Raw genomic sequence first — 14642 nt, 5'->3', positions numbered from 1 at the left:
CCAAATCCTTTCAAAGCGCGAAACTAACGCGCATCCTCCAATATCATGTCGGAGGCCTTTTCGGCGATCATGATGATCGGCGCATTGGTGTTCCCTGACACCAGATCGGGCATGACCGAGCCGTCGACGACACGCAAGGCTTCGAGTCCCCTCACCTTCAGCCGCTGATCGACCACCGCGAGCGCGTCATTGCCCATACGACAGGTCGAGGTCGGATGATAGATGGTGCTGCCGCGTTCGCGGCAGTAATCCAGGATCTCGGCATCCGAAGATACTTTCGCGCCGGGGTCGTACTCGCTGACCACGAACGGTTTCAGCGCCGGAGCGTTCAGGATCTTGCGCAAGATCTTGATGCCCTCGACGTTGGTGGTGCGATCGGTCTCGGTCGACATGTAGTTGATGCGGATTTCCGGCGGCACGGCCGGGTCGGCACTCTTGATGCGGAGGGAACCGCGACTTTCAGGACGGAGCTGGCAAACCGAAGCGGTGAAGCCGGAGAAATCGTGCAGCTTCTCGCCCATCTTGTCGGTCGAGAACGGCAGGAAATGAACCTGGATGTCGGGCGAGGCGAGGCGCGGACTGGTCTTGAAGAAGGCGCCCGCCGTGCCGGCTGCGATCGTCAGCCATCCCTTGCGAAACAGCGCATAGCGTGCGCCGGCCATGGTGCGGCGAAGCGGATGATTGATGGTGTCGTTGAGCGTGATCTTCTGCGAGCAGCGCATGACGATGCGGACCTGCATGTGATCCTGCAGATCATGCCCCACGCCGGCAGCATCGAGCACCACCTCGATGCCATGCTTGCGCAGGAGATCGCCGGGCCCGACGCCGGAGAGCTGAAGCAGCTGCGGCGAGTTGTAGGCGCCGCTCGACACGACGACTTCCCGCCGCGCGCGGGCGCGGCGCAAGGTGGCGCCTTGCCGGTATTCGACGCCTGCGGCTCGGCGCCCTTCGAACAGGATGCGCTGAGCGTGGGCGGAGGTCTCGATCTTCAGATTGCTGCGCGCCTTCGCGGGCCCGAGATAGGCCACCGACGTCGAGGCGCGCCGGCCGTTGCGCGTCGTGGTCTGAAACAGGCCGACCCCTTCTTGGGTCGCGCCGTTGAAATCAGGATTGTAGGGCAGACCGCTCTCGACGGCAGCGTCGATGAAGGCCTTCGACAGCGGATCGGTCACGATCATGTTGGACACCGGCAGCGGCCCGCCCGTGCCGTGATACTGGTCGGCGCCGCGCGACTGGTTCTCGGCCTTCTTGAAATAGGGCAGCACGTCGTCATAGCCCCAGCCGGTGTTGCCGAGCTGGCGCCAGCGGTCGTAGTCCTCGTGCTGGCCGCGGACATAGAGCAGGCCGTTGATCGAGCTCGATCCGCCCAGCGTCTTGCCGCGCGGCTGGAACACCTGGCGACCCTTCAGCTCCGGCTCCGGCTCGGTCTGGTACATCCAGTTGACGCTCTTCTCCTTGAACAGCTTGCCGTAGCCGAGCGGGACGTGGATCCAGATGTTGGAATCCTTCGGGCCGGCCTCGAGTAGAAGCACGCTGTGCTTGCCGTTCGCCGAGAGCCTGTTGGCGAGCACGCAGCCGGCGGAGCCGGCGCCGACGATGATGTAGTCGAATTCGGGATCGGTGGGTGCGAGAGAGGAAGTTGCGTTCATGCGCTACTGTTCTTCTTGTTAGAGCGGGCGTTTCGAGTTTGTGAGTAGCACACTCAGGCCTTGACGCGCAGCGCCTCGACCAGCGACTTGAACGCACGGGCATATTCCGCGCCGGCCTTGGCGATATCGGCGCGGCCGGCGCAGGCGACCGCGGCCTCCGTCACCGCGCCGAGCAGCAGCCGCGCCAGCGGCTCGACCGGCTGCCGCGCGATCAGGCCGGCCTCCATCGCGGCGGAGAGCGCACGCGGCATCTTGCCGCCAAAGTGCTGCGCGTCGATCTCGCGCCAGCGCTCCCAGCCGAGCACGGCGGGGCCGTCACGCAGAATGATCTGGCCGGTCGGCCCCTTCGCGGTCGCGGCAAAGTAATGCTGGGTGCCGGCGACCATGGCGGCGAGCACGTCCTTCTCGGCGCGTGCCGTGCGGTCGATCTCGGCAACGAGGTCGCGCGACACCTGGTCGAACACAGCCTCAAACACCGCCTCCTTGGTCTTGAAGTGATGATAGACCGCGCCTTTGGCCACCGAAGCGCCTTCGGCAATGTCGTCCATAGTGGTCGCGGCAAAGCCTTGCGTCCCGAACAGGCGCCGCGCCGCCGTCAGGGTCGCCTCCGATGTCGCCGCCCGCCGCTCCGCCTGTTTGGCCATAAGCTCTCGTCTAGTCGAATTCGCGAGAGCCGGCCAGTTGACTTTTCGACTATCGGTCGGTAATTACCGACTATCAGTCGGTTTTAAATTGTGAGGTCACCATGCCGAGCCGTGAGATCGTCGAAGCCTTTGCGAAGCGGCTGGAGGATGGCGACTTCGTCGGCGCGATCCTCGACTACTACACCGCTGATACCGCGACCTATGAGAATCTCGCCGCGCCGGTGGTCGGGCGCGACAAGCTCGCGGATAAGGAGCGCGGCGTGCTGGCCGCGTTCAAGGAGGTCACTGCCGTGCGCCTCGGCCCGAGCCTGATCGATGGCGACGTCGTCGCCAGCCGCTGGAAGTTCTCCTTCACCGACGCCGAGGGCGCGACGCGGACGCTGGAGGAGATCGCGTGGCAGACCTGGCGAGGCAATGAGATCATCGAGGAGCGCTTCTTCTACGATCCGAAGCAACTCGGACGCTGAGCGGGATTACCCTATCGGTACAGCATGACCACGGCCAGACCGACGAGAGGCGCAAGAAACTGAACGGCCTGCCACCGAGAGCCATCGATCGACCAGCGTCCGTAGAAGACGGTGCCGCCGCGTTGGGGCGGCGATGCCGGTTGATCCCGAAATGTCTTCCACCGCGCCTCGGCAGGCCTGAGAAAATCTTCCGGCTTGACCGCCATGTCGGCGCTGCTCAGCACCACCTGCATCGTTTCGCCTTTCGGCTGGAACATGGCCTCGGCCCCGGGTGGCGCGAGGAAGCCCAGCTTCGGGGCGATATGCTGCTCATAGAAGTTTTGACCGACCGTGACGGCCGCAGCGTATGGACTGACATACGGCACCCCCGAGATGCCGGGAACGACCAGATGGCCCACCCCGCGCACCTCCTGCCAGGGAATGAAGAGACCCTTGAGCCATGGCCTGTGAAAGTGGATGCCCGCGGAAGACATGGAGACGACCGCCCGATCCGCGTAGAAGTGCCGGTAAGCTGAAAACGCGATCCATCCGAAACCCAGATAGAGCAACATCCAGCCGAAAACGTTCAGCGATGGGTTCACGAGATGAGTCCAATAGTGACTGCGCATCGTGCCGACATAGCTGGAGCCGCCGGTCGACCCGCTGACCATCAGGCTGATCCCACCGATGAGGGCAGAGACGATGATCAGGACCAGGAGGCCGATAAATAATTCGAGAAGCAATGGCAGGCCGGACCGCCCGATCAGGCTCGTCAGTGCATAGCCTGCGAACGCCAGAGCCAGCAGAGCCAGATAGACGAGGGCCAAAACGGCTCCATTCTGGCCACGGCTCTCGGCGTGAACCGCGATCGCAAGGCCGGCGACGCAAGCCCACAGGGCCCAGGGGACCCGGTCCATCCGCCATTTGTCCATCGTGTATTCGACCGTTGCCGACACATCGGCTGAAGGCTCGCTCATGGACAGGCCCTCGGAATTTCGAACGCATCCGGTGCCGACGCGGCGCACGGTGACCTGCCGGTCCACGAAACGTATCACGCGATCGAGGGGGCGTCTCGATCCGCTGACGAGAAGAAAACATCAGCGCAGATTCCGGTGTTGAGGTCCGGATAGGAGGCTAATGATCCCCGGAGCTTGGGCTTGTCATTTAATGACTGATCGGTCTATATATCGGCATGAGGCAAAATACTGCAACGCCGATGCCCCGTGGCCGGCCGCGAAGTTTCGACGTGGACGCCGCCGTCGAACGCGCGATGGATGTGTTCTGGTCGCGCGGCTATCACGCCACGGCGCTGCCCGATCTCCTGCGCGCGACCAGGCTGTCGCGGGGCAGCCTCTACGCCGCTTTCGGCGACAAGCATTCGCTGTTCTTGCGGGCGCTCGATCGTTACATCGCGGATGCCTTGGCGCGGATGGATGTCGAATTCGACCCCCGAAACGATCCGGTCGAGGGTCTGCAGGCCTACCTCGCCGGTTACGTCGAGCGCACCAGCGGGAGCAACGGTCGGCGTGGATGCCTCCTGGTGGCCACGGCCATGGAATTGGCTGGCGGGGATGCCGACGTCGGTCGACGCGTTGCGGGCTTCTTCAAGGCGATGGAGGCCAAAGTGACCGATGCACTGTCCCGCGCGAAAGCGGCGGGCAGGTTGGCCGATGGTGTCGAGCCCGCAACGGCCGCCCGGGTTCTCGTCTGTTTCGTTGAAGGGCTGCGCGTGGTCGGCAAGACGGCACCGGCACGGACCACATCGCAAGCGGCCGTCGACGCTCTCATCGGTCGTTTCGTCAGGTAAGCAACCCCGTGACGCCTCCGCTGATGGTGCGCCCATATTTGGACTAATCGGTCTTTAAAAAGGACATCCGCCATGTCTGCCATCCAGATCGTCTGCGCGATCGCCGTTCCCCTGATCTGGGGTTATCAGTTCGTGGCCATCAAAGTGGGCGTTGCGGAGTTTCCACCGCTCTTCTTCCTCGCACTGCGCTTTCTGGCCATTGCGCTGCTGCTTGTTCCGTTCGTGGACAGGCCCACGCGTCAACAGCTCGGCCCTGTCGCAGCCATTTCGCTTTTCCTGGGCGGACTAAATTTCGGGCTCTTCTACGTTGGCCTCGGGCTCGGCTCGGGAAGCATATCGGCCGTCGCATACCAACTCGCCACGCCCTTCACGGTTCTGTTGGCCTGGCCGCTGCTGGCGGAGAGACCGTCACTTGCCACCTGCGCCGGAGTGATGCTTGCATTCGTCGGCGTGACCGTGCTGGCGGCGGAGCCGGGCCAGTCCACCAACCCGCTTCCGCTGCTGCTCGTGGTCGGAGCGGCTTTCGCCTTCGCGGTATCCAACGTGCTGACGAAACGCTACGGCCCGTTTGACCCCTTGATGCTGATGGGATGGTCGTCGCTGCTCACGGTACCGCAGGTCATGTTGATGTCGCTGCTCCTTGAACATGGACAAGCGGCGAGCCTTTTGACGGCGGGCGAACTTGGCTGGCTGGCGCTCGCCTACACGATCTTCGCCGGGGGAATTGTCGGGTTTGGCCTCTGGTTCTGGCTGATCGCCCGTTGCTCGATGGTGCGCGTCGCGCCCTTCGGTCTGCTACTTCCGGTGTTTGCCTTGCTTTCGAGCGTACTGTTTCTCGGCGACCGGCTTACGCCCAAGCTGATCGTCGGCGGACTGCTCGCGATCTCCGGGGTCGCCATCGCCCAGCTGACACCGCGCCCCCGCCCCGTTTGATGTCCGGCCTGTCGGGCATTTGTATCGATTTGTTATCGATACTGCGTGAAGAGCACGCAGAAGTGGTCGCGGCCGGCGCGGCAAGCGGGGATAATTCATAGTTCGTCAAAGGTTTACGGCGAATTCTCCGGATCGAGCCGAAAAGAACGGCCCGTGCTGCTAGGCTATTGAATGCGGACTCAAACGACCAGCTATGTCGCACGGCTGTTCGCCGGCGATCTGTCAGCCTTTGGCGGTCCCGCAACGGACGAGGCCGTGGCCGGGCATATCCGCGCCGAGCAGATGTCGCTGGTGCTCGGCTATTCGGTCGGCATCATGCTGGCCAATGCCTGCAACGCCATCGTGCTCGCCATCGCGCTGTGGCAGTCGCCGGACAGGATGCCCGCCCTGATCTGGGCGGCGGCTGTCGCCGCCGCCGCGATCGGATTTGGCCTGCAATCCCACGTCGCGCGCCGCATCACCAAGCCGCAATTCGTCTCGCGTCGCGCGATGTACCGGCTGGTGCGCAACGCCTTCATCCTCGGCGCCGCCTGGGGCATCGTCCCGGTCGCCTTCTTCGCCGACGCTTCCAGCGGCGGCCAGCTCGTCATTACCTGCCTGTGCGCGGGCATGCTGGCCGGCGGCGCGCTCGCCTTCGCCACCATTCCGATCGCGGCGATCGCCTTCACGGCGCCGATCTTCCTCGGCATCGCCATCTGCCTCGGCCAGAACGGCGATCTCGCCTTTCTCCTCATCGCCTTTCTCGTCGTGGTCTACGGCAGCGTCCTTTTGCGCGGCGTGTTCGTCAATTCGTTCTCGTTCGCCCGGCGCATGATGCGGCAGATCGAGGCCGAGCGCACGGTGCGGCTCGATCCCCTGACCCACCTGCCAAACCGCGTCGCCTTCAACGAAACGCTCGATGCCGCGCTCAAGCGGCTGGCGCTATCGGGCGAGGAATTCGCGGTGCTCCTGCTCGATCTCGATCGCTTCAAGGAGGTCAACGACCAGTTCGGCCATCCCGCCGGCGACGAATTCCTGGTCCAGGTCGCCAGCCGCCTGCAACGCTGCACGCGCGCCGCCGAGCACGTCGCGCGGATCGGCGGCGACGAGTTCGCGCTGGTGATGGCCAATCTGACACGGCCCGAGGATGCGCTCGAGATCGCCGAACGCTTCGTCGCGGCCTTCAGCGAGGCGTTCCAGATCGAGGGTCGCCAGATCGTCGGCGCGATCAGCGTCGGCATCGTGCTGGCGCCACGCGACGGCAACACGCCGCTCGACCTCATGAAGAATGCCGATACCGCGCTCTACCGCGCCAAGAAGGTGGGGCCGGGCACAGTCTGCTTCTTCGAACAGGCCGACGACAAATCGTCCCGCGAGCGCAAGGCGCTGCAAGCGGACCTCGCAGGCGCGATTGCGCGCAACGAGCTGTTCCTGGTGTTCCAGCCGTTCCTCGATCTCGGCACCAACCGGATCACCGGCTTCGAGGCGCTATTGCGCTGGCAGCATCCTTCGCGCGGGCTGGTTCCGCCGAGTGAATTCATACCAGTCGCCGAAGAGACCGGGCTGATCCACGAGATCGGCGAATGGGTCATCCGCCGCGCCTGCGCGACGCTGGCGAATTGGCCCGAAGACATCAGGGTTGCCGTGAATTTCTCGGCCGCGCAATTTCACAACACGGCCATCCTCCAGACCATCGTGCAGGCGCTCGCCGAGGCCAGGATCGCCCCGCATCGGCTCGAGATCGAGATCACGGAATCGATGCTGCTGGCGAAATACGGTTCGGCCGCGACGGTCCTGAACGCGCTGCTGGAGCTCGGCGTCACCCTCGCGCTCGACGATTTCGGCACCGGCTTCTCCTCGCTGACCTACCTGCGCAAGCTGCCGTTCAGCCGCATCAAGATCGACCAGTCCTTCATCCGCGACATGCTGGTGCAGCCGGACTGCGCGGCCATCGTGAAATCGGTGATCTCGCTTGCGCGCGATTTGCGGATCGGCGTCGTGGCGGAGGGGGTCGAGTCCGCCGACCAGCTCGAATATCTCAGGCAGATCAGTTGCGACGAGGTGCAGGGCTATCTGATCAGCCGGCCGGTGGCCGCGGACGGGGTGATGGCGCTGCTGGAGACGAAGAAGTACCGGGCGATTTACGCGGCGTAGGGCTCTACCGATTGGTCCTTCGTAGCCCGGATGGAGCGGAGCGCAATCCGGGACGAGTGTGCGCCGGAGCAACACCGCCCCGGATTTCGCTCCGCTCCATCCGGGCTACAGGGATTCCCCCAGAGGAGAGAACCCTCACCCGCGCCTTCGGCGCGACCTCTCCCGCAAGCGGGAGAGGTGGAGCCCGCGGCGCCGTCTACTTGCTCCTAGGAGAGTCCCGCTCCGGCCTCCTTCAAACCGCATCCGCGCGCAGCAACGTATCCACCGTGATCGTGCCGCGCGCGCGGGAGACGCAGGCGCAGATCTTCTGGTTGCTCTGTTTCTGATGGTCGCTGAAGAAGACGTCGCGATGGTCGATCTCGCCGTCGACATCGACCACGTCGATGGCACAGAGGCCGCATTCGCCGCGCTTGCAATCGGATATCACCTCAAAGCCGCTGGCATTGAGCACGTCGAGCATCGAGCGCTCGCGCGGGATCTCGAGCTCGACACCGGAGTCTTTCAGGCGCACCCTGAACGTTTCGGTGGGCAGCGTGCCGCTGGAGCCGAACGTCTCGTAGCGGAGATCGGGGAGCGGATGGCCGGCGCCGATCCAGGCATGGCGTGCGGCGTCGAGCATGCGCATCGGGCCGCAGAACAGCGCTAGCGTGCCTTGCGGCAATGAGGCGAACAGGGCGTCCATATCGAGCCGGCTGCCTTCGTCGCTGGCATGAACGACGAGGCGATCGCCAAGCATCGCGGCGAGATCGTCGAGATAGGCGGCCTCGCGGCGCGAGCGTACGGCATAATGCAGCGTGAGATCCGCCCCGCGCCGCGCCAGCGCCTGCGCGGCGCCGAGGATCGGGGTGATGCCGATGCCGCCGGCAATCAGGCAGTAGTTCTCGCGCGCCCAGTCCACCGCAAGCAGCGAGGCGGGCTGGGTGATCTCGAGCCGCGCGCCCGGCTGCAAGAACCACATGTAGCGGGAGCCGCCGCGGGAATCCTCAGCGCGGCGCACAGCAATTCGGAGGCCGTGCGACGAGGCCTCGCCGACCAGCGAATAGGACCGCGTCTCCAGCAGGCCGTCGATGGTGACGCTGACATTGATGTGGCTGCCGACCGGATAGGCCGCGGTCTCGAACTGATCCGGCTTGATCAGGAATTCGCGGACGTTCAGGGTGAGATCGCGGGTGGCGACGAGCGTTGCCGGGGTCCAGGTCTCGATGAAGCGCATGGTGACTGCCCTCAATCGGTTGCGGTCTTGATCAGCGCGAGCGCCGGCAAGAGGTCGAGATGGGTGCGGTTGCGCAGCGCGAGCCGCAGGTTTCGCACCGCGAGCCGGGCATGCTCGCGCATGACGGCCTCGGCGCGCGCGCCTTCGCGGTTCTCGATGGCGTCGATCACGACGCGATGGTGCTCCTGGGCGATGATCAGGATCTGCTGTGCCTCCGGCAACGCCGATTGCGCCATCACGAAGCCGCTCGGCGAGGCAAACGGCAGCGCCGAGGCGCGGTCGATCTGCCGGATCAGCGGCGGGCTGCGCGACAGTTCCGTGAGCTGCGCGTGGAAGCGCGCATTCAGCGCGACGTAGGACGAGAAAGCATCGACCGAGATCGGCACCTGCCGCAGCAGCTCGTCGATCGCAGCAAGGCACTCCTTCAGCGGCTCGAGCTCGCGCGCAGAGACGCCGCGCTCGGCGGCAAAGCGCGCCGCCAGGCCTTCCAGCGTGCCGCGCAGCTCGATGGAATCGGAGATGTCGCGCTCGGAAAACGCCTTCACCATGAAGCCGCCGGAGGGGATCGCCTCCAACAGCCCCTCCTCCTCCAGCCGCACCAGCGCCATGCGTACCGGCGTGCGCGAGGCGCCTGTCGTCTCCACCGCCTGAAGCTCGGATATGCGCTCGCCCGGCCGCAAGGCGCCCGACAGGATCTGGTCGCGCAGCGCGAGCTGCGCCTTCACGGTCTGCGAGATGGAGCGGTCGACCTCACGCTCGGCCATGTTCTACTCCGCGGCTTGAAGGTGCTTTGGGGCGTTCTCCTTCGCCACCATCCGATCGATCAGCTTGCGCGACCACATCGCGCCGGCGTCGATGTTGAGGTTGTAGAAGATGCGGTCGGGGTTTTCGTCCATCGCACGCTGCTGAGCTTCGAGGATCAGCTCGTCCTCGTGGAAGATGCCGGAGACGCCCTCGCGGATCTCGGTGGTGAGGCGCTGCTCACCGAGACGATAGTTGCGGACGAAGGACCAGAAATAGTGACAGGTCTTCTCGGTCTCCGGCGTGATCGTGTTGAGCACGAAGCCGTTGACGCCCTGCGAGCGGTCGCCTTCCGGCGCACCGGTGCCCGTCGGCGCGACGCCGACGTCGATCGCGATGGTGCACGGCGCCTCGAAGCGGATGATCTGCCAGCGGTCGACGAGGCCGGGCTTGCCGAGCTGCTTGGCCCAGAACGGCGGCGGCTCGATGCCGCGCATCCAGCGCGTCACCGTCACCGTCTTCTCGCCATGGGTGACGTCGAACGGCGCCTCGGCGACGGCATCATTGCCGATGGAGGAGCCGTGCACGAAGGTCTCGTGGGTGAGATCCATGAGATTGTCGAGCACGAGGCGGTAGTCGCATTTGACGTGGATGGTCTTGCCGTCGCCGGCCCAGGCCGGGTCTTGATTCCAGTGCATGTCGGGGACGAGCGCGGGATCGGCGAGTGCGGGATCGCCCATCCAGAGCCAGACGTAGCGGTGACGCTCGACCACGGGATAGGCGCGCACGCAGGCCGAGGGGTTGATGGTCTCCTGCGAGGGCATGAAGGTGCAGCGGCCCTGCGCGTTGTATTTCAGGCCATGATAGCCGCAGACGACGGTGTCGCCTTCGAGCCGGCCCTTGGACAGCGGCACCAGGCGATGCCAGCAGGCGTCCTCCAGCGCGGTCACCGTGCCGTCGGCCTTGCGATACATCACGACATGCTTGCCGCAGATGGTCCGCGGCAGCAGCGCAGCCTTGACGTCGGCGTCCCACGCCGCGGCGTACCAGGCGTTCATGGGGAAGGGTTTTGTCATGTCTCACTCCCACGGCTTATGAATACGTTATGTATACAATAGCTGAGGGATGGAATTGTTCAAGGGAGAATCAGCTCTACTTTAATACCTTTATCCCTTTGCTTGTATACAGAGCGGGGGAATGGATCGCGTCCGTCTCCCCTTACCCTCCCCTGGAGGGGAGGGTAAGAAAGCGCCAGTGTTGGCTTTAACTCGCGAACACCTTGGCTAGGCCCGCCTGGGCTTCCTCCTGGATCCGTTTCAGGTGCTCGGGGCTGCGGAAGCTTTCGGCGTAGATCTTGTAGACGTCCTCAGTGCCGGACGGGCGCGCCGCGAACCAGCCGAAATCGGTTTCGACCTTGACGCCGCCGAAGGGCTGGCCGTTGCCCGGCGCCTTGCTCAGCGTCGCGCGAACGGGATCGCCGGCGAGGTCCTTGAGGCCGAGCTGCTCTGGTGTGAGGGACTTCAGGATGTTCTTCTGCGGCCCGGTGGCGGCAACGTCGATGCGCGCGTAATGCGGCATGCCGAATTCGGCGGTGAGATCATTGAAGATCTGGCTGGGATCGCGGCCGGTCTTGGCCATGATCTCGGCAGCGAGCAGGCCGAGGATGACGCCGTCCTTGTCGGTGGTCCACACCGCGCCGTCGCGGCGCAAGAACGAGGCCCCTGCACTCTCCTCGCCGCCGAAGCCGAAGCCGCCGGTGACGAGGCCGTCGACGAACCATTTGAAGCCGACCGGCGTCTCCACCAGCTTGCGGCCGAGCTTTTTGGCGACGCGGTCGATGATCGAGCTCGACACCACGGTCTTGCCGATCGCCGCATCCTTGCCCCAGTCCGGACGGTGCGCGAACAGGTAGGAGATCGCGGTCGCCAGGTAATGGTTCGGATTCATCAACCCGCCGGTGCGCGTGACGATGCCGTGACGGTCGGCGTCGGTGTCGTTGGCAAAGGCGACGTCGAAGCGGTCGCGCATGCCGATCAGGCTCGCCATCGCGTAAGGCGAGGAGCAGTCCATGCGGATCTTGCCGTCCCAGTCCACCGTCATGAAACGGAAGGTCGGATCGATCGCCTCGTTCACGACTGTGGCGTTGAGGCCATAGCGCTCGATGATCGGATGCCAGTAATGCACGGCGGCGCCGCCGAGCGGATCGATGCCGATCTTGACGCCGGCGGATTTAACGAGGTCCAGATCGACGACATTGCCGAGATCGGCGACGTAAGGCGTGACGAAGTCGTAGGCGTGGACATTCGCGGCCTTGCGCGCCCTCGAATAGTCGATGCGCTTCACGTCCTCGAGCTCGCCGGCGAGATAGGCGTTGGCGCACTTCTCGACGGCAGCGGTCACGTCCGTATCGGCCGGGCCGCCATGAGGCGGATTGTATTTGTAGCCGCCGTCCTCGGGGGGATTGTGCGAGGGGGTGATGACGACGCCGTCAGCAAGACCAGAGGTGCGGCCCTTGTTATAGGTGAGGATCGCATGCGAGATGACGGGCGTCGGCGTGTAGCCGCCATCCTTGTCGATCATGACCTCGACGCCGTTGGCTGCGAACACCTCGACGGCGCTTGTAAGCGCCGGCTCGGCCAGCGCATGGGTATCGATGCCGATGAAGAGCGGGCCGGTCAGGCCCTTCTCCTTGCGGTAATCACAAATCGCCTGCGTGGTCGCGAGGATGTGGCCTTCGTTGAAGGTGTTCTTGAACGAGGTGCCGCGATGGCCCGACGTGCCGAATGCCACACGCTGTGCCGGATCGGACGCATCCGGCTTGCCGGCGAAATAGGCCGTCACCAGCTGCGGAATATTGGTGAGCGCGTCCGGCGAGGCCTGCTTGCCCGCCGCGGGATGAACATCAGCCACTGGAATACCCTCGTCCTGTCGTGAGTGCGGGACACCATAGCATCGGCTAAGCCCCCGCCAAGGCCACAACACGCGCGAGGGGGAAGGCGTTCCTTGGAGGCGCTGCAGTCCCCATGAGCGGCCTTCGTGCTATGCTCGGCAGCACCGCCCTTTCGAATCGTCTGATGATCCCATCGCGCAAGCTGCTCGTACTGATCGCCAGCCTCATCCTGGCCGGTGCACCGGCGCGCGCCGCGGAGTTCTACACCGAGGACCTGCGCATCCCGATGGCGGAGGCCGGACCGCAGGGGCTGGAGGCCTTTCTGGTCCGACCAGTCGGGACCAAGCGATATCCGCTGGCGCTGCTCAGCCATGGCTCGCCGCGCAAGTTCGAGGACCGCGCGACCATGTCGGCGCACAAATATTATGGCATCGCGCTGGAATACGCCCGGCGCGGCTTTGCGGCGCTGGTGGTGATGCGGCGCGGCTACGGCAGCTCGCCGGGCGGGCGCGTCGACAGCGTCGGCGGTTGCGCAAAGGCCGCGTACCTGCCGGCGGCCGCCGTCGCGGTTGCCGATCTGCGCGCCGCGATCGATGCGATGGCGCACCGGGGCGACGTGACGACATCGGGCATGATCGCGGCCGGCCATTCCGCAGGCGGCCTTGCAACGGTGGCGCTGAGCGCACAGGCGCCGGCGGGCCTCGTCGCCGCAATCAATTTTGCCGGCGGCCGCGGCTCGCGCAACGACGACGATGTCTGCAATCCGGATGGGCTGGTGCAGGCCTTCGCCACCTTCGGCAAGACCTCGCGCGTGCCGATGCTGTGGGTCTATGCCAGCAACGATTCCTATTTCGGTTCCGACCTCGCGCGCCGGCTCCATGACGGATTTCGCGCCGGCGGCGGCAATGCGAGGTTCGTGGCGGCACCGGCTTACGGCGAAGACGGGCATTATCTCTATTCGGTCGCGGGCCGGCCGCAATGGACACCGTATCTCGACGCCTTCCTGCGCGAGCGCGGGCTCGGCCATGAAGTGCTGGGCCTGCCTGATCCGCTGCCGCCGCCACGCCAGCTCAACGAGGCCGCGCGAGCCGAGTTCGCGCGCTATCTCGCCAGCCTGCTGCCGCACAAGGCCTTTGCGGTGTCGCCGAACGGCGGCTACGGCTGGCGCGCCGGACGTGCGACGACCGAGGAGGCCCGGCGCGACTCGCTGGCGGCCTGCATGAAATGGTCGCCCAGCTGCACGCTCTATGCGGTCGATGACCAGCTGGAGGAGCCGTCGCAGGCCAGATCCACCGACCAGAGCGCCCGCGCGCGACCGTGACGCACAAACGCCTGAGGCCGGTTTGTTAACTCCGGCGCTCTATGACAGGCCCATGCTGCGGGATCGGGCACGCTCCATTCTCGGCGCGACGTGGAAGCACGTCGCGGTCGTCCTGCTCGTGTCGGCTCCGATCGGCACACATGCGGCCGACGGCAGCAGCGAGCTCGGCGCCGGCGAAACGCCGTCGTCGCGGGCCATGATCCGAAAGATCATCGAGCGGGAAACCAAGAGCACCAATCTGCCGGCCGATATCGCCGAGGCGGTCGTCTTCGTCGAAAGCGGCTACAACCCGGCGGCCATCGGCAGCGCGGGCGAAATCGGCCTGATGCAGGTGCGCCCCGAGACCGCGGCGATGCTGGGCTTCCGCGGCAGCAGCGCGGAGCTGGCCGAACCCGACGTCAACATCCATTACGGGGTGCTCTATCTCAGCCAAGCCTGGCGGCTTTCGGGCGGGGACCTCTGCCGCGCCCTGATGAAATACCGGGCGGGTCATGGCGAAGTGGAGATGAGCGCGCGGTCGCAGGTCTATTGCAACCGGGCCCGCAACCGGCTTGTCGCGATGAGCGCGATGCCGGGAGAGCGCGAAGCTGCGGCTGCTCCGGATCCGGCGTCCACGGTTGCAGCTGCCGTTGCGGTTGCGGCCGCGGCGCCCGTGAAACCGGCGAGCCGCCCGAAGATGCCGGTGCAGCCGAAGGCGGTCTATGCCCGCTATCATCAAGGCACCGCGGCCGCCAGCCGCGCCTATTGGGCGGCCCATGAGGCCAGGGTCAGCCGGATCAAGGCGCGCATCGAAGCACGCTGGAAGCGCGTCGCATCGCGCTGACGGCGATGTTGCTATTGTCTGAGCATGATCTTGCCGGAAAAC

The 14642-nt window shown here is 65.2% G+C and carries 13 protein-coding genes; 6 read left to right on the top strand and 7 right to left on the bottom strand.

Translation table 11 applies throughout. From position 1 onward, the window contains the following. Positions 1-23: 23 nt before the first annotated feature. On the bottom strand, positions 24-1649 hold the full coding sequence (locus I6F16_RS23845) for a choline dehydrogenase (protein ID WP_036035330.1): 1626 nt from the start codon (positions 1647-1649) through the stop codon (positions 24-26). Positions 1650-1702: 53 nt separating this feature from the next. After that, a complete protein-coding gene (locus tag I6F16_RS23840) occupies positions 1703-2293 on the bottom strand; it encodes a TetR/AcrR family transcriptional regulator (protein WP_225112433.1) in 591 nt (196 codons plus the stop codon). A 101-nt stretch (positions 2294-2394) separates the two neighbouring features. Between I6F16_RS23840 and I6F16_RS23835 the strand changes: the two genes are divergently transcribed. Then, a complete protein-coding gene (locus I6F16_RS23835) occupies positions 2395-2760 on the top strand; it encodes a nuclear transport factor 2 family protein (protein ID WP_036013913.1) in 366 nt (121 codons plus the stop codon). Positions 2761-2771: 11 nt separating this feature from the next. Here the strand turns inward: I6F16_RS23835 and I6F16_RS23830 are convergent, their stop codons facing one another. Beyond that, a complete protein-coding gene (locus I6F16_RS23830) occupies positions 2772-3782 on the bottom strand; it encodes a hypothetical protein (RefSeq protein ID WP_225112432.1) in 1011 nt (336 codons plus the stop codon). A gap of 149 nt (positions 3783-3931) precedes the next feature. Between I6F16_RS23830 and I6F16_RS23825 the strand changes: the two genes are divergently transcribed. The 3 genes from I6F16_RS23825 (at position 3932) to I6F16_RS23815 (ending at position 7612) form a co-directional block, all read left to right on the top strand. Further along, positions 3932-4546 (top strand): TetR/AcrR family transcriptional regulator, encoded by a 615-nt coding sequence (locus I6F16_RS23825; RefSeq protein WP_225112431.1) that lies wholly within the window; start codon positions 3932-3934, stop codon positions 4544-4546. Between the two features lie 72 nt (positions 4547-4618). Then, complete coding sequence (locus tag I6F16_RS23820; protein WP_225112430.1) at positions 4619-5479, top strand: EamA family transporter; 861 nt, start codon at positions 4619-4621, stop codon at positions 5477-5479. 171 nt (positions 5480-5650) lie between these two features. Further along, positions 5651-7612 carry an EAL domain-containing protein gene (locus I6F16_RS23815; RefSeq protein WP_225112429.1) on the top strand — a complete coding sequence of 654 codons (1962 nt, stop codon included), beginning with the start codon at positions 5651-5653 and terminating at the stop codon, positions 7610-7612. A gap of 232 nt (positions 7613-7844) precedes the next feature. On the opposite strand, the gene I6F16_RS23810 is transcribed toward I6F16_RS23815, so the two are convergent. The 4 genes from I6F16_RS23810 to pgm form a co-directional block, all read right to left on the bottom strand. Then, positions 7845-8825 (bottom strand): PDR/VanB family oxidoreductase, encoded by a 981-nt coding sequence (locus I6F16_RS23810; RefSeq protein WP_225112428.1) that lies wholly within the window; start codon positions 8823-8825, stop codon positions 7845-7847. 11 nt (positions 8826-8836) lie between these two features. Beyond that, positions 8837-9589 (bottom strand): GntR family transcriptional regulator, encoded by a 753-nt coding sequence (locus I6F16_RS23805; protein ID WP_036013918.1) that lies wholly within the window; start codon positions 9587-9589, stop codon positions 8837-8839. Positions 9590-9592: 3 nt separating this feature from the next. Continuing rightward, positions 9593-10642, bottom strand: a complete 1050-nt coding sequence (locus I6F16_RS23800; protein ID WP_225112427.1) for an aromatic ring-hydroxylating dioxygenase subunit alpha — start codon at positions 10640-10642, stop codon at positions 9593-9595. Between the two features lie 187 nt (positions 10643-10829). After that, positions 10830-12476, bottom strand: a complete 1647-nt coding sequence (gene pgm / locus I6F16_RS23795; RefSeq protein WP_225112426.1) for a phosphoglucomutase (alpha-D-glucose-1,6-bisphosphate-dependent) — start codon at positions 12474-12476, stop codon at positions 10830-10832. A 164-nt stretch (positions 12477-12640) separates the two neighbouring features. Between pgm and I6F16_RS23790 the strand changes: the two genes are divergently transcribed. Together I6F16_RS23790 and I6F16_RS23785 are read left to right on the top strand one after the other, a co-directional pair. Further along, positions 12641-13777, top strand: coding sequence for a CocE/NonD family hydrolase (locus tag I6F16_RS23790; RefSeq protein ID WP_225112425.1), 1137 nt, complete (start codon positions 12641-12643; stop codon positions 13775-13777). Between the two features lie 52 nt (positions 13778-13829). Further along, positions 13830-14600 (top strand): transglycosylase SLT domain-containing protein, encoded by a 771-nt coding sequence (locus I6F16_RS23785; RefSeq protein WP_225112424.1) that lies wholly within the window; start codon positions 13830-13832, stop codon positions 14598-14600. The last annotated feature ends 42 nt before the right edge of the window (positions 14601-14642 follow it).

The sequence above is a fragment of the Bradyrhizobium sp. IC4060 genome (assembly GCF_020193715.1).
Lineage (GTDB): Bacteria > Pseudomonadota > Alphaproteobacteria > Rhizobiales > Xanthobacteraceae > Bradyrhizobium > Bradyrhizobium yuanmingense.
This window is presented reverse-complemented; position numbering and strand designations above follow the sequence as displayed.

What these genes read in the sequence shown, in the direction of transcription:
- I6F16_RS23820 (WP_225112430.1), top strand. Translation starts at nt 4,619, where the DNA reads ATGTCTGCCATCCAGATCGTCTGCGCGATCGCCGTTCCCCTGATCTGG.
- I6F16_RS23845 (WP_036035330.1), bottom strand. Translation starts at nt 1,649, where the DNA reads ATGAACGCAACTTCCTCTCTCGCACCCACCGATCCCGAATTCGACTAC.
- I6F16_RS23800 (WP_225112427.1), bottom strand. Translation starts at nt 10,642, where the DNA reads ATGACAAAACCCTTCCCCATGAACGCCTGGTACGCCGCGGCGTGGGAC.
- I6F16_RS23815 (WP_225112429.1), top strand. Translation starts at nt 5,651, where the DNA reads ATGCGGACTCAAACGACCAGCTATGTCGCACGGCTGTTCGCCGGCGAT.
- I6F16_RS23825 (WP_225112431.1), top strand. Translation starts at nt 3,932, where the DNA reads ATGAGGCAAAATACTGCAACGCCGATGCCCCGTGGCCGGCCGCGAAGT.
- I6F16_RS23810 (WP_225112428.1), bottom strand. Translation starts at nt 8,825, where the DNA reads ATGCGCTTCATCGAGACCTGGACCCCGGCAACGCTCGTCGCCACCCGC.
- I6F16_RS23785 (WP_225112424.1), top strand. Translation starts at nt 13,830, where the DNA reads ATGCTGCGGGATCGGGCACGCTCCATTCTCGGCGCGACGTGGAAGCAC.
- I6F16_RS23790 (WP_225112425.1), top strand. Translation starts at nt 12,641, where the DNA reads ATGATCCCATCGCGCAAGCTGCTCGTACTGATCGCCAGCCTCATCCTG.
- I6F16_RS23835 (WP_036013913.1), top strand. Translation starts at nt 2,395, where the DNA reads ATGCCGAGCCGTGAGATCGTCGAAGCCTTTGCGAAGCGGCTGGAGGAT.
- I6F16_RS23840 (WP_225112433.1), bottom strand. Translation starts at nt 2,293, where the DNA reads ATGGCCAAACAGGCGGAGCGGCGGGCGGCGACATCGGAGGCGACCCTG.
- I6F16_RS23805 (WP_036013918.1), bottom strand. Translation starts at nt 9,589, where the DNA reads ATGGCCGAGCGTGAGGTCGACCGCTCCATCTCGCAGACCGTGAAGGCG.